Source organism: Streptomyces sp. NPDC057249 (assembly GCF_042669245.1).
Taxonomy (GTDB): domain Bacteria; phylum Actinomycetota; class Actinomycetes; order Streptomycetales; family Streptomycetaceae; genus Streptomyces.
On the sequence record NZ_JBHUXS010000030.1, the window covers coordinates 13,473 to 31,039 of the forward strand.

General features: G+C 70.1%; 15 protein-coding genes. 5 read left to right on the forward strand and 10 right to left on the reverse strand.

The window, feature by feature from the left end; all coding sequences use genetic code 11:
• Positions 1-18: 18 nt before the first annotated feature.
• The 6 genes from speD to ACFUJY_RS33580 all read right to left on the reverse strand — a co-directional run bounded on the left by speD (position 19) and on the right by ACFUJY_RS33580 (position 7,802).
• A complete protein-coding gene (speD, locus tag ACFUJY_RS33555) occupies positions 19-483 on the reverse strand; it encodes an adenosylmethionine decarboxylase (RefSeq protein ID WP_383306672.1) in 465 nt (154 codons plus the stop codon).
• Entirely contained in the window at positions 474-1,670 is a 1,197-nt protein-coding gene (locus tag ACFUJY_RS33560; RefSeq protein WP_383306674.1) for an acetyl-CoA carboxylase biotin carboxylase subunit family protein, read from the reverse strand. Before ACFUJY_RS33560 ends, speD begins: the two co-directional genes overlap by 10 nt.
• On the reverse strand, positions 1,667-2,905 hold the full coding sequence (locus ACFUJY_RS33565; protein ID WP_383306676.1) for an MFS transporter: 1,239 nt from the start codon (positions 2,903-2,905) through the stop codon (positions 1,667-1,669). The genes ACFUJY_RS33560 and ACFUJY_RS33565 overlap by 4 nt, the downstream gene beginning before the upstream one ends.
• Before the next feature lie 44 nt (positions 2,906-2,949).
• Entirely contained in the window at positions 2,950-4,368 is a 1,419-nt protein-coding gene (locus ACFUJY_RS33570) for a coproporphyrinogen-III oxidase family protein (protein ID WP_383306678.1), read from the reverse strand.
• Positions 4,349-5,620, reverse strand: a complete 1,272-nt coding sequence (locus ACFUJY_RS33575) for an ATP-grasp domain-containing protein (RefSeq protein WP_383306680.1) — start codon at positions 5,618-5,620, stop codon at positions 4,349-4,351. Before ACFUJY_RS33575 ends, ACFUJY_RS33570 begins: the two co-directional genes overlap by 20 nt.
• Before the next feature lie 487 nt (positions 5,621-6,107).
• Positions 6,108-7,802, reverse strand: coding sequence for a glycosyl hydrolase family 18 protein (locus ACFUJY_RS33580; protein ID WP_383306682.1), 1,695 nt, complete (start codon positions 7,800-7,802; stop codon positions 6,108-6,110).
• A gap of 396 nt (positions 7,803-8,198) precedes the next feature.
• On the opposite strand from ACFUJY_RS33580, the gene ACFUJY_RS33585 reads away from it, so the two are divergent.
• From ACFUJY_RS33585 to ACFUJY_RS33600, 4 genes are all read left to right on the forward strand, one after another.
• Positions 8,199-8,948, forward strand: coding sequence for a lytic polysaccharide monooxygenase (locus ACFUJY_RS33585; protein WP_383306684.1), 750 nt, complete (start codon positions 8,199-8,201; stop codon positions 8,946-8,948).
• Positions 8,949-9,167: 219 nt separating this feature from the next.
• Positions 9,168-9,956 carry a MerR family transcriptional regulator gene (locus ACFUJY_RS33590; RefSeq protein ID WP_383306686.1) on the forward strand — a complete coding sequence of 263 codons (789 nt, stop codon included), beginning with the start codon at positions 9,168-9,170 and terminating at the stop codon, positions 9,954-9,956.
• Positions 9,957-10,002: 46 nt separating this feature from the next.
• Positions 10,003-11,220 carry a glycosyltransferase gene (locus tag ACFUJY_RS33595; RefSeq protein ID WP_383306688.1) on the forward strand — a complete coding sequence of 406 codons (1,218 nt, stop codon included), beginning with the start codon at positions 10,003-10,005 and terminating at the stop codon, positions 11,218-11,220.
• A gap of 170 nt (positions 11,221-11,390) precedes the next feature.
• The gene (locus ACFUJY_RS33600) at positions 11,391-13,070 is read left to right on the forward strand and encodes a cytochrome bc complex cytochrome b subunit (protein ID WP_383306690.1); all 1,680 of its coding nucleotides are present in this window, start codon (positions 11,391-11,393) and stop codon (positions 13,068-13,070) included.
• Here ACFUJY_RS33600 and ACFUJY_RS33605 read toward each other — a convergent pair.
• The 3 genes from ACFUJY_RS33605 to ACFUJY_RS33615 form a co-directional block, all read right to left on the reverse strand.
• A complete protein-coding gene (locus ACFUJY_RS33605) occupies positions 13,031-13,420 on the reverse strand; it encodes a cytochrome c oxidase subunit 4 (protein ID WP_383306692.1) in 390 nt (129 codons plus the stop codon). The two genes, ACFUJY_RS33600 and ACFUJY_RS33605, sit on opposite strands and share 40 nt — an antisense overlap.
• Complete coding sequence (ctaD, locus tag ACFUJY_RS33610; protein ID WP_383306694.1) at positions 13,417-15,108, reverse strand: cytochrome c oxidase subunit I; 1,692 nt, start codon at positions 15,106-15,108, stop codon at positions 13,417-13,419. Before ctaD ends, ACFUJY_RS33605 begins: the two co-directional genes overlap by 4 nt.
• 149 nt (positions 15,109-15,257) lie before the next feature.
• Positions 15,258-15,632, reverse strand: a complete 375-nt coding sequence (locus ACFUJY_RS33615; protein ID WP_383306696.1) for a VOC family protein — start codon at positions 15,630-15,632, stop codon at positions 15,258-15,260.
• A 211-nt stretch (positions 15,633-15,843) separates the two neighbouring features.
• Between ACFUJY_RS33615 and ACFUJY_RS33620 the strand changes: the two genes are divergently transcribed.
• Positions 15,844-16,665 (forward strand): ScbA/BarX family gamma-butyrolactone biosynthesis protein, encoded by an 822-nt coding sequence (locus ACFUJY_RS33620; protein ID WP_383306698.1) that lies wholly within the window; start codon positions 15,844-15,846, stop codon positions 16,663-16,665.
• Between the two features lie 17 nt (positions 16,666-16,682).
• On the opposite strand, the gene ACFUJY_RS33625 is transcribed toward ACFUJY_RS33620, so the two are convergent.
• Entirely contained in the window at positions 16,683-17,561 is an 879-nt protein-coding gene (locus ACFUJY_RS33625; RefSeq protein ID WP_383306700.1) for a PhzF family phenazine biosynthesis protein, read from the reverse strand.
• Positions 17,562-17,567 lie beyond the last annotated feature (6 nt).

The window sequence follows — 17,567 nt, forward strand, 5'->3', positions numbered from 1 at the left end:
CTCGTCCTCCGCCGTGGATCAGATCCCTGCCAGTGCCCGACCCGCCCGCCGGTCGATGCTCTCCTCCTGCTGCTGCGGGGCGGTGCCCGGCAGTTCCGCCGGGACCCTGATGGAGGACGGCATGCCGCGCTGGATCACGCTCATGCGGTGATTTCCGGCCTGGAGACTGGCCACGAGCACTTCCACGACCTTCTCGGGCCTGCACGTCGTGCCGCAGGTGAAGGTGTCGATGAAGAGGGACTGCGTGTCGGGATAGGTGTGGACCGCGACATGCGACTCGGAGAGGAGGAAGACGGCGGTGAATCCGCTCGGTTCGAATTCCTTCGTCTGCACGCTGCAGATGGTGGCGCCCGAGTCCGCTATTCCGGTCCGGAGCGCCCGGAGAATCAGTTCGTTGTCGTTGATGTGCTCCGCCGGCACGTCAAAGATATCCGCCAAGACATGGGTTCCGACGAATTCGTAGGCCACCGACATCACATCCATTTCGTGAAGCGTTGAGCCACTTCCGTGAACTCAATGAGACGCCGTTCGAGGATCTGGAATGTTTCGCCTTGCGCCACAAAACTCACTATGGCGTCGATGCTCGCCGATGCGCCCGTGAACTCCTGGGGCGTCTCGGCGCGTATGAGGAACTCGCGGATCCAGTCCGGGAGATCCGGGGTGTCGACCGCCAGGAGGGTTCCGCTCCTGGGCGGGACGAGCACCCATCCGTACAACTCGTCGGCGAGCCGTATGGCTTCGGTTCCGGCCGTCGGCAGACCGGCCTGGTGGCGGATGGTCGCCTGAGCCGGGTTGACGCCGGTCCGGTAGGTCAGCGCCTGCGGGACGTGCGCGCCGCCCAGCCGGGAGGCGATCTCGCAGAAGTACAGCTGCCCGTCGCCCTCGTGGAGCATGACCTCCAGGTGGAAGGGCGACCGCTCGCAGGCCGGCAGCGCGGCCAGCGTCTCGCGGGTGAAGGCGTCCAGGCGGGCGGTCATCGGGTCGTCCGGGCCCAGTTGGGCGCTGCCCAGCGGCACGCTGTCGTGGAACGAGAGGCAGTTGTTGATGTACCGCGACGGGCAGACGTACCGGGCCTCGCCCTGCTCCGCCTCGCCGTCGACGTGGTAGACCGGCCCGGGTACGTACTCCTCCAGAAGCACGTCGGAGAGGTCCCGCCGGCCGATCTCCGCCGTGAGCTCGTCCATGGTGCGTACGAGCGTCACGCCGGACGAGGCGAAGCCGAGGCGTGGTTTGACCACGACGGGCCAGCCGTGGCCGGCGGCGAAGGACCGGGCGTCGTCGGCGTCCCGGGGGGCGTGGAAGCCGGGGGTCCGCAGCCCGGCGGCGGCCACGCGCTCCTTCATGACCAGCTTGTCGCGGAACGGCAGGGCCTGGTCCGCGGACTGGCCCGGGATGCCGTGCCGGTCCCGGGCGCGGGCGGCCCGGAGGATGTCCTCCTCGGTCACGTGCACGATGCGGGTGACCTCGTGGGACCGGCACAGCCGGTCGAGCGCCTCGTCCACGCCGTCGCTGCTCGGGTAGTCCGCCACCTCGATCACGGTGGGGAACGTGCCCCGGTAGCCCTCGGCCGCCTCCGGGCTCGTGATGAGCGCCACGTCGTCCGCGACTTCGGCGAGCCATTCCCCCAGCGGGGTCAGGCCGGCGGGGACTCGGTTCAGTACCACGATCACGGCATGACCTCCGTTGCCGGTGCGCGTCGGGCGATGTTCCGTGCGAGCAGGGGGACGCATCCGAAGATCGCGACCGCCATGGTGACGAAGTAGAGGGTGGCGCCGGCCGCCAGCAGACCGCCGCCGACGACCGGGCCGACGAAGAAGCCGACGTAGCGCAGTTCGGCCAGCCCGAAGTAGGTGCCCTTCTGGCCGGCTTCCGCCATCTTGTGCACGGCGATGTCCGGCATCGGCAGCAGGATCGCCTCGCCCAGGGTCCAGAGGACGATGCCCACGTAGAGGAAGACCGGGCTCAGTCGCATGCCCAGGAACAGGATCAGCCCCGCGGCGAAGGCGGCGCAGCCGATCAGCACCAGGGACCGTTCGGGCAGCTTCTTGCCGAGCCAGGCGATGGGCGCCTGGACGACGATGCCGAGGACGGCGTTGACCATCAGGAGCGAGGCGATGAGGGCCACCGCCCGGTCCTCGTTCTCCGCCTTGATGAACAGGGGGATGATCGAGTCGATCTGGGAGAAGACCAGGAAGATCACCATGCCGGCGCCGATGGCGGCCATGAGCCGGCGGTCGCGGACCAGGCCCCGGAAGAGGCCGGCGTACGACTGTCCCGCCCCGTCCTCGCCGCCGGCGGCCGTCTCCGGCTCCAGCGCGACGAGGGTGGAACCGCCGAACGTCAGCAGCAGCAGGTACGCGGCGAACAGTGCGGCGGGGCACACGAAGAGGTAGACCGAGCCGCCCAGGTAGAGCAGGCCGCCGACGGCCGGTCCCACGATGGCGCCGACGCACAGGGTCATGTACCGGAAGCGGAAGATGCTGCCGTCGTCCCCTCCGGCGAGCGACATCAGTTTCTTCATCGCCGGCTCGATGAGCAGCCGCCCGACGCCCAGCAGCATGATCAGGGCGACGATCAGGGCCGTCGAGTCCACCAGGGCAAGCAGGAGGTAGATGGCGATGTAGATGACGAGACCGGTCTTGATGCAGACCACGGCGCCGATCCGGTCCACCATGACGCCGCCGGCGATGCCGCCGATGGCGCTGATCAGCGCGATGCTGCCGACGACCCCGCCGATCACCGCCAGGCTGAGCCGGCTGTGGTCCTTGAGGTACAGGGTCAGGAACGGTGAGGCCGAGAAGAAGGCGATCGCGTTGAGCAGGCTTCCTGCGACGAGTAGGTGATTGGCTTTCCGGTGCTTCCGGGCATCGCTGTCCTCGGGAGCGGACTCCTGCGCGGGTTTCACGTGTGTCCCCTGGTCTTCGTCGGTGCAGATGTGGTGCCGGTGCGTCAGACGACGGGGAGGGGGATCATACGGCGTTCGCCGTCGGTGATGCCCCGCACGCGGTCCTTCAGTGCGACGAAGTCGTCCAGGATCTTCTGATCCGAGGAGGGGGACATGTAGTACATCATGTTGACGTACCAGTACCAGCCGAGTTCGGTGATGCGGTATTCGTCCGGGTCCTCGACGATGAGGCCCTCGGCGATGAGGTTCCCCAGCTTGTCCTTGAACTCCTGCGGGATGCGGTCCCATTCGAGGCGGTCCTTCGGTACGTGGCCGAAGAAGGGCAGCCGGAAGACCAGGGACTTCTCGTACGGGATGTCGTCGGCCTGGATCAGGTTCATCCTGAAGTCGCCGTTGTCCAGGAGGTTCTTGGTGTACGTGGCCCGGTTCTCGTCGTTCGAGATCGTGTAGGCGCCGGTCTGCGAGACGGCGGAATTGCCGAAGCCGATGAGGTCGTCGTCGCTGTGGGACCAGAAGAAGCTGTTGTAGAGGTTGGTGTACGCCTGCGAGATGAAGGCCGGGTCCGGCTGCTGTCCTTCGGGAATCCGGTAGAAGCCGTTGCCGTTGTGCTGCTGGAAGCCGCAGGCGCGGATGTACTGGTTGAGGTAGATGGACATCGACATCTTGTTCATGAAGCTGAGCGGCTCGAGGTTGTTCCGCACGTAGCCGTGGTGCAGCGACGCCTGCGTCACGATGTTGGTGATCGGGTAGAACTCGATCGTCTCGGTGCCCATGTCGACGGCCGACTGGATCTCCTTGCTGAACTGCTCGATGGTCTGGCCGTGCATGCCGTAGATGATGTCGAAGCTGGTGTAGTCGAAGTACCTGCGGAGCAGCGCCGCGGCCTCGTACGTCTGGTCCAGCGTCGCGGTGATGTTGAAAAGCTCCCGGTAGACCGGATCGAACGTCTGGAGGCCGAAGCGGGCCTTGTTCACCCCGATCTCCCGCATCGCGACGACCTTCTCCTCGTCGATGCTCTTCACCTCCATCTCGAAGGTGAACTCCTCGATCTGGGACATGTCGAAGTGATCGTGGATCGCCTTGCCGATGCGGCGGATCTGCCCCGCCGTCAGCGTGGTCGGCGTGCCACCGCCGAAGAAGATCGCCTTGATCGGGCGGCACGTCACCGACTCGTACCGGGCCTTGATCCGGATCTCCTTGATCAGCGCCTGGACGTAGAGCTCGATCGCCTCGTCGCCGGTCGTGCCGAGACCCCGGTTCAGGGTGCAGAAGGAGCAGATGGTCTCGCAGAACGGGATGTGGAAGTACAGGGCACGGTCGCGGATTCGTCCGACGTCCAGTCCCGGGAAGATCTTCTCGTGCGAGGTGACGTCCAGTTCCTGGCCTTTCATCGGGTAAAGCCAGTTGTAGACGGGGAACTGCTCGTCGAACTTGATCAGGGTCTTACCGGGCAACAGCTTCATGTTGGGTGATCTCCACGCTGATGGTCGACCGAACGGCTTGAAGTGTCTTCAGTGCGTCTGCTTCGGTGGGTCCTGAAACCAGGAATTTCGCAACCACTGTGTTGAGGTCCTGCGTCATCGGGATGAAATCACCGGGGCGGTGGGGTGCGTGCACCACCTGGACACCCGGTATCGCCGCCGCCTGCGCCAGTCCGTAAATTTCCCGGAGGATGCCCGGCCGGTCGTCGTTCCTGATGCAGCAAATCGCCGGAACGGAACCGAATTCCACGCGCCCGTCCGGGGTGAATGAGGCGCGGATTTCCTCCGTGCGGCCCAGGAGGACCGCCAGGGTGTCGGCGTAGGGCTTGAACGAGCTGTTGAGTTCCCAGTGCTCGGCGATGGAGGCCCCGGGGAGGCGGCTTCCGATCTCGATGAGATGGATGCCGTCGTCCGCGCACTTGACTTCGATGTGGCTCGGTCCGAACCGGACGCCGAAGCAGTCCAGCACCTCCGCGGCGAACCGGACCGCCTCGGCGAAGAGCGGGTCGGTGTCGCGGATCTGGAGGAGGTCCCAGTAAGGCTGGTCGTAGTCCGCGGTGCCGGGCTGCCGGTACTCCCAGATGTCGATGACGCGGTGTTCGCCGTCGATGGAGAACATGTTCACGGCGAGCTCACGGCCCCGCACGTAGCGCTCGACCAGCCATTCTTCGACATCGGCGCCGAACAGGTCGAGCGGGCCGAGCCCGGCCGCCGTCGAGGGCAGCCGGCCGGCGTCCTCGACGAGACGGACGTCCCGGGAGGCCGCGCCGGTGGCGGGCTTCACGATGACCGGATAGCCGACGGCCTCGGCCGCCGCCGCGAGCCCGGCGACGCCGGAGACGATCCTGAAGTCGGGAATCCGTAATCCGCCGGCCGCGGCGAGGCGCCGCATCTCCGCCTTGTTCCGCCTGGCCATGGCCCGTGCCGGATCGTTTCCGCGCAGGCCGAGCCGGGCGGCCAGGGTGTCGGCGAGGAAGACGCCGGGCTCGGTGGCGGGCACGACGGCCCGGACGGGCCGGCCGAAGTCGTCCGGCAGGTCCGCGGGTGAACGGACGTAAAGACTCACATCGTCTTTGTCGCGGTGGGCGGGGGCGACTTCCGCCAGGACTTCCGCGGAAACGGAATAGACGGAGACGACGGAGAATCCCAGCGACCGGCAGGTTTCCTTGAATGCCTCCCCGGTCATGATGGGGTCGACGAGTATCACGGCTTCGCGCTGGTCCTGCTTACTCATGAAGCCGGCCGATCGGCTGATGCGTGCAGCAGAAATCGTCCCATCTCAACCCCCGTTGAGTGAAGCAGATCAGGCATCCGAACAACGTACTGAACCGATTGCGGATAATCCGGAGCCGGCGGCTCAAAAGGAAGCCCGCCTACCGGATGTGAAAGTTGTTGATTGTGCGGCCTGTGATCCCGAGGCATGTTTCCAGAGGGTCATCGGCGGCGCAAGCGTGTGCGTGGAAAAAAAATCGAGTAAGGAAGAGATAAGCGCTACGCGGATACGGAGAACGGCAACGCGCTTACGTACCGTCATCCCGCCGCCCCCCGGGAACGCCGACAGGGCCCCCGTCGCTCCTGACGGGGGCCCGGGTCCGTTCGGGGGCGGCTACTTCTCCGTCGGTTCTCCGCCCTCGCCCTCGTGGGAGAGCGGCGCAGCCGGTCGTTCAACGCGGGAGCCCCCCGCCGGTGGCCGGTGGGGGGCTCGCGTCGGGTGGGGCTGTTCAGCAGGCGCCCTGGTCCTTCCAGACGCCCCAGTCGCCGGTGCTGCCGGGGGTCTCGTTCTGGGTCCACCACTGGGCCTTGTACGTGCGGCCGTTGTACGCGACCACGTCGCCCGAGTTGTAGACCGTGCCGGCCACGTACGCCGGGACCGTGCCGCAGTCGCCGGCCGGCGGGTCCGTGGGGTCGGTGGTGGGCGGGGTGGTCGGGTCCGTCGGGTCGGTGGTCGGCGGGGTGGTGGGCTCGGTGGTGGTGCCGCCGATCGCGGTGTTGATCTGGTTCAGCAGGGTCGTCTTCTCGTCCAGGCCGAGGAGGGAGTACATCATCGCGCCGGCCAGGCCGCGCTGCTTGGCGTAGTCGGCCCTGGCCTGGATGGACTTCTGGTCCAGGCCGGTGAAGAACTCGCCGTCCTTGTAGAAGTAGGACGCCTTGGCCTCGTCGTCCCAGTAGGTGGTCGCCGGGTTGTCGACGATGCCGCCCAGCTCCTTGTAGTGCGCGATGCCGGCCTGCTGGCTCAGCGGGCGGGGGGAGGAGCCGCCGGTCGCGGACTGGGTCAGGCCGTGGGTGGTCCCCTCCGGGACGCCCTTCCAGCCGCGGTAGTAGAGCTCGTAGCCCAGGGTCAGCTTGTTCGCGGGGAAGCCGCCGGCGATGCCGTAGGCCGGCTTGCCGTCGAGCCAGGAGTCGACCGCGTTGTCGATCGAGTACTTCTCGGTGCCGGGCGCGACCGGGTCGGACGGGTCGTTGGAACCGGAGTACAGCGGGGACTGGTGGTACGTCGGCCCGTCGCCGTCCCAGGCGCCGTGCATGTCGTACGTCATCAGGTTCGCGTAGTCGAGGTACTGGCCGATCTTGTCGGTCTCGATGTTCGCGATCTTGTCCTGGCCGGCCCCGAAGGCTGCGGTCAGCAGGTACTTCTTGCCGCCGTTGGCGGCGCCGTACGCGTCGAGCTGCTTGCGGAACTCGGCGAGCAGCAGGGTGAAGTTCCGCTTGTCCTCGGGGGCGTAGTGGTTGCCCAGGTGGCCGCCCGCGGAGGCGGGGTACTCCCAGTCGATGTCAATGCCGTCGAAGATGCCGGCCGCCGTGCCGGGGCCGCCGAAGCCGCCCTCCACGGGCAGGTTGCCCTTGATGTACTGGTCGATGCAGGACGAGACCAGCTTCTTGCGGCTCGCGTCCGTCTTCGCCGCGTCGCTGAAGTACTTGGAGTACGTCCAGCCGCCCAGCGAGATGTTGATCTTCAGGTGGGGGTACTTCGCCTTCAGTTCCTTGAACTGGTTGAACACGCCGACGATCGGCTGGTCCCACTTGTCGGCGACGCCGTCGACGCTGTCCGCCGCACTGAAGGACTTCTGGTAGTCGGCGTACGAGTCGCCCGCGCCGTCACCGGCGTTGGGGTTGTTGTCGTCGCCCGCCGCCTTGTTGGCCTCGAAGCACGTGAGGTCCGTCGGGTGGATGTTGCCGAACGAGTAGTTGATGATGTCCAGCTTGCCGGCGATGCCCCGGGTGTCGAGCTGCTTCGGGTAGAAGGCGTTGCCGTAGACGCTCCACTGGTCGTAGTACGCGATGCGCACGCCGCCCGGCGAAGCGGAAGCCGGAGCGTCGGCCGCCTGGGCCGAGCCGGTGCCGAAGGTCGCGGCGAGGCCGCCGGTGGCGAGGGCCGTGCTCAGGAGCGCGGCGATCAATGTCTTACGGGGGTGCACGTGCGGCCTCCAGCGGGGGGAGCGGGTGGTGCTGTGGATGGGCTGGAGCAGTGATAACCGGCCCGTGACCTGCGCGTCAACGATTCCAACGAGATTAGGACTAGACCAATTTGATGGTGTGTGAGCTCTTCGGCGCACATCGTCGCGCCGCCGGGCCGCCGGCCGGCACCGGTGACCAGCGGCTTAAGGATCACTTAAAAGTGACGCCGCGAGAGCTTCGGTGGCGAACCACTCGACGCTGAAAAGCGGAGGCGCGAACCGGCCCGGCTCACCCCCTTGACCGGGTCTCGTTCACCACTAAGGTCTAGACCTGCATCGGCCAGGTCCAGACCCAGGGGTCCTCGTGTGCCGCAGGTGAACGCCCGGCCTCCGTACGAGCAAAGGAAGTGATGTGGCATGAACACCAAGCGACGGATGGCCGTTTCCATCGGAGCGCTGGTCGCCCCCGTGCTCGCCCTCGGCGTCCAGACGGGCACCGCCAGCGCCCACGGCTGGGTCACCGCGCCGACGAGCCGGCAGGCCCAGTGCGCGTCCGGCGTCGTCGACTGCGGCCAGATCAAGTACGAGCCGCAGAGCGTCGAGGGCCCGAAGGGACTCAAGAGCTGCAGCGGCGGCAACGCGGCGTTCGCCGAGCTGGACGACGACAACAAGGGCTGGCAGGTCACCCCGGTCGGCCAGAAGTTCACCTTCACCTGGCACCACACGGCCCGTCACGCCACCGAGAACTGGCAGTACTTCATCGGCGACCAGAAGATCGCCGAGTTCGCCGGCAACCACGCGCAGCCGCCCGCCGACGTGAGCCAGGAGGTGGACTTCGGCAGCTTCACCGGCCGCCAGAAGGTGCTCGCCGTCTGGAACGTCGCCGACACGGCCAACGCCTTCTACGCCTGCGTCGACGTCAACATCGGCGGCACCGGCGGCGGCGACGAGGGCGGCAACCCCGGCGGCGGTGACGGCGACGGCGGCGAGACCGGCGAGCCGGGCGCCTGCTCCGTGCCGCTGTGGAGCACCGAGGCCGTCTACTCCGGCGGCGACACCGTCTCCTACGACGGACACACCTGGCGCGCCAAGTGGTGGGTGCAGGGCGACAAGCCCGGCACCACCGGTGACTGGGGCGTCTGGGAGGACCTCGGCGCCTGCGCCTGACCGCCCGACCGGCCCGGCGGGGGAGCGACATCCCCCGCCGGGCCGTCTCCGTAACCTCAGAAGCTCACCGGTTCACGGATCAACGGGCACGTCATGCAGTGCCCGCCGCCCCGCCCCCGCCCGGGCGCAGCGAGAAGCTGTGGACGGCGTCCAGGATGCACGGCTTGACCCTCCCCTTACGTCAGGCTCGATGATCGGTCGCGAGGAAGGGGCGGGTGGATGACGTATTCCGTGGGGCAGGTGGCGGCCTTCGCCGGAGTGACGGTGCGCACGCTGCACCATTACGACAAGGCGGGGCTGCTCTCGCCCAGCGCGCGCAGCCGGGCCGGCTACCGGCTCTACGGCGAGGAGGACCTGGTCCGGCTCCAGCAGATCCTCTTCTACCGCGAACTGGGCTTCCCGCTGGACGAGATCGCCGAGATCTTCAAGAACCCGCAGGCCGACGCGCTGGACCAGCTGCGGGCCCGGCAGGAGCAGCTGGAGGCGGAGATCGCCAGACTGCGGCGGCTCTCCGAGGTCGCCCAGCGGGCGATCGAGGTGCAGCGGACCGGGGTCCCACTGACCCCCCGGGAGCGCTTCGAGGTGTTCGGCGAGATCACCGCCGACCTGAGTTACGCCACCGAGGCGGCGCTCAAGTGGGCGGACACACCGGGGCAGCGCGAGTCGATGGCCCGGGCCGCCGCGCACACCAAGGAGGACTGGCGGCAGCTCATGGGCGAGGCCACGGCCTGGCGCGCCGAGCTGCTGGCGGCCTTCGACGAGGGCGAACCGAGCGACGGCGAACGGGCCATGGACCTCGCCGAGGAGCACCGGCTGCACATCTCCCGCTGGTTCACCGCCTGCCCGTCCGACATGCACCGGCGCATCGCGGACGACTTCGCGGCCGATCCGCGCGCCTTCGCCCTGGTCGTACCGCCGTCCCGGCAGCGCCCCGGCCTGGCCGCGTACCTGTGCAAGGCCGTCCACGCCAACGCGGCCCGCCGCACGGACGGCGGGGCAGGCCGGTGAGCGGAGGACCGACGGGCCTGGGAGAACCGACGAGCCGAGGAGAACCATGAGAATACTGATCGCCGCAGCCGGATCGCGCGGTGACATCGCCCCCTACACGGGCCTGGGCGCCGCACTCCGCGCGGCCGGCCACGACGTCGCCCTGGCCACCACGGAGACCTTCGCGCCCCTCGTCCGCGCCGCCGGGCTCGACTTCCGCGCCCTCCCCGGCAACCCGGCGCAGGGCGGCGGCGGGAGCGGCGACAAGCGGGAACTCATGCGGGCCGCCTCCGCGTTCATCACGGACCTGGGCCAGGGGTTCGCCGACGCGACGGCCGACGGCACGGACCTGCTGCTGCTCTCCACCACGACCGCCCCGCTGGGCTGGCACCTCACCGAGGCCACCGGCATTCCCGGCATCGGGGTGTACCTCCAGCCCACCGCACCGACCGGCGACTTCCCGCCCGTCGTCACGGGCACCCGCTCCCTGGGCCGCACCGGCAACCGCCTGGCCGGGCGCTTCGCGCTGCGCATGACCGACCGCCTGTACGCCCCGGCGGTGACCGCGCTCCGCGAACGGCTCGGGCTGCCCCCGGCCACGCCCTCCGACACGCGCCGGCGCCGGGAGCGCGCCGACTGGCCCGTCCTGCACGGCTTCAGCACCGCCCTGGTGCCCCGGCCCGCCGACTGGCGCCCCGGCCTGCACGTCGTCGGCAACTGGTGGCCCCACCACGACCCGGACGAGCAACTCCCGCCGGAGCTGGCGGACTTCCTGAGCGCCGGACCCCCGCCCGTCCTCATCGGCTTCGGCAGCATGGCGGCCGGCGAGGGGGACCGGCTCAGCGAGCTCGCCGTGCGGGCCCTGCGCCGCGCCGGGCTGCGCGGCATCCTCCAGTCCGGCAGCGCCGGGCTCGCCGCCGAGGGCGACGACGTCCTCACCGTCGGGGACGTCCCGCACGCCCTGCTGTTCCCGCGCCTGGCCGCCGTGGTCCACCACGCCGGGGCGGGCACCTCGGCCGCCGCGCTGCGGGCCGGGGTCCCCGCGGTGACCGTGCCCGTGACCGCCGACCAGCCGTTCTGGGCCGGCCGCCTCGCCGCGACCGGTGCCGCCTGCGCGCCGGTCCCCTTCCGCGCCCTCACCGCCGACCGCCTCGCCGACGCCCTCGACCGCGTGGTGCGGCAGGAGGCGTACGCGGAGGCCGCCGCGCGGGGTGCGAAGCGGATGGCCGCGGAGGACGGGGCGGCGGAGACGGCAGAGGCCGTGCGGCGGCTGACCGGAAGCTGAGGAGGCGGGGCCGCACGCCGGGGCCGGGGGTCCTCGCCTCGGCCGAGCGGCGCAAGGAGGCGGTGCCGTTGCGCGTAACCCCGCCTCCGACCCGTGACAACACCGGATGCGGGGGTACCCCTTCCGTCGGACCCCCGCCAGGGGACAACCGGCCGACGGAGAGGCGACTCGTGCTGCTGGCGAAGAGCAAGAGGCACATGAAGGACCGGGCGCGGAGCGCGGGCGCGCGGACGGCGGACGCGGTGGACGCCCGGCTCCCGCTCGCCGGGGCCGCCCGGGCGCTGCTGCGGAAGGCGTTCCCGGACCACTGGTCCTTCCTCCTCGGCGAATTCGCCCTCTACAGCTTCATCGTGCTCCTGCTGACCGGGGTCTACCTGACCCTGTTCTTCCAGCCGTCGATGGCCGAGTCGGTGTACACGGGCTCGTACGGCCCGCTCCGGGGAGTCCGCACCTCGGAGGCGTACGCCAGCACGCTCCGCATCAGCTTCGACGTGCGCGGCGGGCTGCTGATCCGGCAGATCCACCACTGGGCGGCGCTCGTCTTCGTCGCCTCGATCGGCGTGCACATGCTGCGGGTCTTCTTCACCGGCGCCTTCCGCAGGCCACGCGAGGTCAACTGGATGGTGGGGGTGACGATGTTCCTCCTCGCCCTCCTGGAGGGCTTCGCCGGCTACTCCCTCCCCGACGACCTGCTGTCCGGCACCGGGCTGCGCACCGCGCAGGGCATCATGCTGTCGATCCCGGTCGTCGGCACCTATGTGAGCTTCTTCGTCTTCGGCGGCCAGTACCCGGGCGAGGACATCGTCTCCCGGCTCTACCCCGTCCACATCCTGCTGGTCCCCGGGCTGCTCCTCGCCCTGATCAGCCTGCATCTGCTGCTCGTCGTCCACCTGAAGCACACCCAGTGGGCGGGCCCGGGGCGCACCGGGCGCAATGTCGTCGGCAAACCGTTCTTCCCGCAGTACACGGCGAAGTCGGCCGGCCTCTTCTTCATGGTCTTCGGCGTACTCGCCCTGCTCGGCGCCCTCGCGCAGATCAACCCCGTCTGGGACTACGGCCCCTACCGCACCGACCAGGTCTCCACCGGCTCCCAGCCCGACTGGTACGTCGGCTTCCTCGAAGGCGCCCTCCGGCTCATGCCCGGTGTCGAGACCCGGCTGTGGGGCCACACGCTGATGTGGAACCCGCTGGTCCCCGGCGTGCTGCTGCCCGGCGCGCTCTTCCTCGTGCTGTACGCGTACCCCTTCTTCGAGCGCTGGGTCACCGGGGGCTCCGGCGAGCGCCACCTCTGCGACCGCCCCCGCGACCGCCCGGTCCGCACCGGGCTCGGCGTGGGTGCCGTCACGGCCTACGCGGTGCTGCTGCTCGCCGGGGGCCAGGACGTGATCGCCTACGTCTTCGACGTGCCCGTGCACGGCCTGACCTGGGCGTTCCGGGTCGCGCTGTTCGTCCTGCCGCCGGTTGCCTTCATGGTGACCGGCCGGCTCTGCCTGGCGCTCCAGGCGCGGGACCGGGAGCTGCTGGAGGACGGCGAGGAGACCGGGGGCGTCGAGCAGTCGGTGGAGGGCGGCTTCCACCCCGAGCACGCGCCGCTGCCCGAGGAGAAGCGGTACGTCCTGCTGGCGCGGGAGCTGCCCAGGCCGCTGGACGTCCCCGCGCCCCGGCGGGCCTCCGCCCGCACCCGGCTCGTCCGGCGGCTGCGGTCGCGGCTCAGCCACTGGTACTACCGCGACCAGGTCCGCCCCGGCCTGACGCCGGAGCAGGAGCGGGAGGCCCGCGAGCTGCTGGCCGGGCCGCGCGGGGCGGAGGATCAGCGCGCCGGGTCGGGGTTCTGGAAGACGAAGCCGTAGACGCCCGGGACCAGCACACCGACCCCGATCAGGAACAGCCACAGGCCCTGGACGGTGCCGAGGCCCAGCAGCGCGGTGCCGGCCGCGCTGATCGCCGGGTAGTAGCTGCGCGCCGGGAAGTACCCGCGCCGGCCGCTCACCTCCTGGACGCGCGCGTCCCGGCGGTCCTCGGGACGCGGGGCCGAACGGTGGGCCTGCCGCCACAGGAAGGCGGAGATCAACGCTGCCATCAGCCCGGACACGGCGAGCGCCGCGATGCCCGCCGGGTCCGGTGCGAACACCGCGTACACCGTGCAGGTGACCGCGAAGAACAGCGCCACCCCGGTGAACAGCCACGCCTCGGCCTTCATCGGCCATCCCTCCCCGCCGGAGTGGCCGCCGCCTCGGGATGGTGCAGGTCGAACGCCGGGGACTCGGAGCGGATACGGGGCAGCGCGTGGAAGTTGTGCCGGGGCGGCGGACAGCTGGTCGCCCACTCCAGCGAGCGGCCCCAGCCCCACGGGTCGTCGCCCGTGACCCGCTCCCCGTAGCGCCAGGTCTTCCACACGTTGTACAGGAACGGCAGCGTGGACAGGCCCAGCAGGAACGCCCCGATGGTGGACAGGGTGTTGAGCGTGGTGAACCCGTCGGTGGCCAGGTAGTCCGCGTACCGGCGTGGCATGCCCTGCTCGCCCAGCCAGTGGTGGACGAGGAAGGTGAGCTGGAAGCCCACGAAGAGCGTCCAGAAGTGGATCTTCCCCAGCCGTTCGTCGAGCATCCGGCCGGTGAACTTCGGCCACCAGAAGTAGAACCCGGCGAAGGTGGCGAAGACGATCGTCCCGAACAGGACGTAGTGCAGGTGGGCCACGATGAAGTACGTGTCCGTCAGATGGAAGTCCATCGGCGGCGAGGCGATCAGCACCCCGGTGAGCCCGCCGAGCAGGAAGGTGACCAGGAAGCCCAGCGACCAGAGCATCGGTGTCTCGAAGGACAGCGAACCGTGCCACATCGTGCCGATCCAGTTGAAGAACTTCACGCCCGTCGGCACCGCGATCAGGAACGACATGAGCGAGAAGAACGGCAGCAGCACCCCGCCCGTCGCGAACATGTGGTGCGCCCAGACGGTCGCCGAGAGCCCGGTGATGGCGATGGTGGCACCGACCAGGCCCACGTAGCCGAAGGCGGGTTTACGGCTGAACACCGGAAGGATCTCCGTGACCACCCCGAAGAACGGCAGCGCCACGATGTACACCTCGGGGTGGCCGAAGAACCAGAACAGGTGCTGCCACAGCAGTGCCCCGCCGTTGGCCGCGTCGAAGACGTGCGCGCCGAACTTCCGGTCCGCCTCCAGGGCCAGCAGCGCCGCCGTCAGCACGGGGAAGGCGAGCAGCGCGAGGATCGACGTGAACAGCACGTTCCAGGTGAAGATCGGCATCCGGAACAGCGTCATGCCCGGGGCGCGCAGGCAGATGATCGTGGTGATGAAGTTGACCGAGCCGAGGATCGTGCTCAGGCCCGAGACCACGAGCCCCATCACCCACAGGTCGCCGCCCGCCCCCGGCGAGAACACCGGCCCGTTCAGCGGCGCGTAGGCGAACCAGCCGAAGGCGGCGGCCCCGTTGGCCGTCAGGAACCCCGAGACGACCATCAGACCGCCGAAGAGGTACACCCAGTACGTGTACGCGTTCAGCCGGGGGAACGCCACGTCCGGCGCCCCGATCTGGAGGGGCATGATCGCGTTGGCGAAACCGGTGAACGTCGGGGTGGCGAACAGCAGCATCATGATCGTGCCGTGCACGGTGAACAGCTGGTTGTACTGCTCGTTGGAGACGATCTGCATGCCGGGGCGGGCGAGCTCGGCGCGCATCACCATGGCCAGCGCCCCGGCGAACAGGAAGAACGCGAACGAGGTCACCAGATACATGTCGCCGATGACCTTGTGGTCGGTCGTCGACATCAGCTTGAGGACTCTCGCGCCCCCGCTCACCCGGCGCTCGGTCGCCCGCCGCTCCCGGCCGTCCACCGCTGCCGCACCCGGTCGCTCGTCCAACGACGTCATACACCCTCCCGATCGGCCCGGTCCGTGCCCGGCCCGGCGGCCACCGGCCATCATGGGCCCGGCGCCCGGCCGCACCGGTCACCAGCGGCGTGTACCCGGGCGAGGGCTACCCGAACGGCGCAGGGCGAACGCGGCCACGAGCCGGCGGTTCAGCGGTGCGTCAGGACGTTCACCACACGGCCGTTCGGGTCGCGTACGAAGAAGCGGCGCACGCCCCACTCCTCGTCGTGCGGCCCGTACACGATCTCCGCGCCCTCGCGGACGAGCGCGGCGTGCACCGCGTCCACGTCGGCGACCTCCACGCTGAGGTCCGGGTTGACCGGGCCGGTCGCGTCCTCGGTCATGAAGCTGATCTGGGCGGCCGGCTGGGTGGGCGAGGCGAGGGTCGTGATCCAGCCATGGTTCATGACCTCCTCGAAGCCCAGCAGGCCGTAGAACGCGGTGTTCTCCCGCAGGGCGGACGCGTCCGTCCCGGCGTCACCCGCGCCGATCGGGATGTTCGGGACCACACGGTGAACGGACATGGGGCACTCCTGTCGCATCGATCACGGTCGGTAACTCCACTCACCCTAGGGGCCGGCTCAAGGGGGTGGCTGGAAACTGTGGGTCGGGCCGGGGCAAACTGGCCAGGTCACAGCCGGGCCGGGGGCATCCCGGCCCATCGAACCGCAGTCTTTCCGGGGGCGCCCCATGGTCCAGTTCTCCTCACGCGTGACCGGGGAGGAGCTCGGACGGATGGCCCACCGTCCGGACGCGCGCGACCTCTTCCCGACCGGCGTGGCCCGGCTGGGCGACACCCGGTTCTGCGTGCCCGCGCACTGGCCGCGCGCCCACCGCTTCTTCGCCCCCGCCGGGGGCCACCAGGACCCGCTGCTGATCGCGGAAACGATGCGGCAGGCGGCGATGCTCGTCTGCCACGCCGAACTCGGGGTGCCGCTCGGCGACGCCTTCGTGATGTGGGAGCTGCACTACACCACCGCCGCCGGACACCTCGTGCTCGACGACGAGCCCTGGGACGTCATGGTCGAGGTGAACTGCTCCGACATCCGCCGCCGGGGCCGCGGCCTCGGCTCGATGCGCGTCGACTTCCTGCTGCGCCGGGCCGGGGCGGTGCTCGCCGTCTGCGGCTCGCGGATCAGCTGCACCTCGGCCGCCGCCTACCACCGCCTGCGCGGCCACCGGCCCGCCGCCGCCCCCGTGCCCCCGCTCCCGGCGCTCGCACCGGGCACCGCGGGGCGGGCCGCCGAGCGGGACGTCGTCCTCGCACCCCCCGTCGCCCCCGGGCGCTGGCCGCTGCGACTCGACACCGGGCACCCGACGCTGTTCGGCCGCCCCAACGACCACGTGCCCGGCATCCTGCTCCTGGAGGCGGCCCGGCAGGCGGCCAACGCCACCGTGCCCGGCTTCCTCCCGGTCACCCTGCGCTCCGACTTCCTCCGGTACGTGGAGCTGGACCGCCCCTGCTGGATCGAGGCCCGGCCCGCGCCGGACGGCCTCCGGGTGCGCGCGGTGCAGGACGGCGACACCGTCTTCACCTGCGCCCTGGGGAACGGCTGACGCGGACCGGCCCCGCGTCAGGCCGGGTCCGGCAGCCGGGTGCCGGTCCCGCTCACCCGCACCCGCGCGTCGCCCGCCCCCAGCGTCACGGTGAGCGTGCCGGGGCGCCCCATGTCCTCGCCCTGGTGCAGGGTCAGCACGGCGGCCTCCGGCACGAGGCCCAGTTCCCGCAGGTACGCCCCGAACGCGGCCGCCGCCGCGCCCGTCGCCGGGTCCTCCACCACCCCGCCGACCGGGAACGGGTCGCGGACGTGGAACACCGCGTCGGACGCCCGCCACACCAGCTGCACGGTCGTCAGGTCCAGCCGGTGCATCAGCGCTTCCAGGCGCGCGAAGTCGTAGTGCAGCGCGGCCAGCCGCTTTCGGGTGGCGGCGGCCAGCACGAGGTGGCGGGCCCCGGCGTACGCGATCCGGGGCGGCAGGGCCGGATCGAGGTCGGCGGCCGGCCAGTCCAGTGCCGCCAGCGCCTCCGCGAGGTCGCCCGCGTCCACGTCCTCGACGCGCGGCTCCACGCTGGTGAGCGTCGCCCGCAGCTCGCCGCCCTCGTCGACCACGGTGACCGGCACCGTACCGGCGGGGGTGGCGAACTCCACCTCGCCCGGTCCGTCCCGCTCGGCGAGCGCGAGGGCGGCGGCGACCGTGGCGTGGCCGCAGAACGGCACCTCGGCCTTCGGGCTGAAGTAGCGGACCGCGTAACCGCGCGCACCGGGCTGCGACGCCTCGGTCCGCCCGGTCAGGAAGGCGGTCTCGCTGTAGCCGAGGTCCGCCGCCACGGCCAGCATGGCGGCCTCGTCGAGAGCGGAGGCGTCGAGCACCACCCCGGCGGGATTGCCGCCCTCGGGGTCGGCGGAGAACGCGGTGTATCGCAGGATGTCCGTTGCGGGGAGATCACTCATGTGCGC

Bases quoted from the DNA above. Each gene is read 5' to 3' on its own strand.
- speD (WP_383306672.1), bottom strand. From the start codon at position 483: ATGGATGTGATGTCGGTGGCCTACGAATTCGTCGGAACCCATGTCTTG.
- ACFUJY_RS33570 (WP_383306678.1), bottom strand. From the start codon at position 4,368: ATGAAGCTGTTGCCCGGTAAGACCCTGATCAAGTTCGACGAGCAGTTC.
- ACFUJY_RS33575 (WP_383306680.1), bottom strand. From the start codon at position 5,620: ATGAGTAAGCAGGACCAGCGCGAAGCCGTGATACTCGTCGACCCCATC.
- ACFUJY_RS33585 (WP_383306684.1), top strand. From the start codon at position 8,199: ATGAACACCAAGCGACGGATGGCCGTTTCCATCGGAGCGCTGGTCGCC.
- ACFUJY_RS33590 (WP_383306686.1), top strand. From the start codon at position 9,168: ATGACGTATTCCGTGGGGCAGGTGGCGGCCTTCGCCGGAGTGACGGTG.
- ACFUJY_RS33595 (WP_383306688.1), top strand. From the start codon at position 10,003: ATGAGAATACTGATCGCCGCAGCCGGATCGCGCGGTGACATCGCCCCC.
- ACFUJY_RS33605 (WP_383306692.1), bottom strand. From the start codon at position 13,420: ATGAAGGCCGAGGCGTGGCTGTTCACCGGGGTGGCGCTGTTCTTCGCG.
- ctaD (WP_383306694.1), bottom strand. From the start codon at position 15,108: ATGACGTCGTTGGACGAGCGACCGGGTGCGGCAGCGGTGGACGGCCGG.
- ACFUJY_RS33615 (WP_383306696.1), bottom strand. From the start codon at position 15,632: ATGTCCGTTCACCGTGTGGTCCCGAACATCCCGATCGGCGCGGGTGAC.
- ACFUJY_RS33620 (WP_383306698.1), top strand. From the start codon at position 15,844: ATGGCCCACCGTCCGGACGCGCGCGACCTCTTCCCGACCGGCGTGGCC.
- ACFUJY_RS33625 (WP_383306700.1), bottom strand. From the start codon at position 17,561: ATGAGTGATCTCCCCGCAACGGACATCCTGCGATACACCGCGTTCTCC.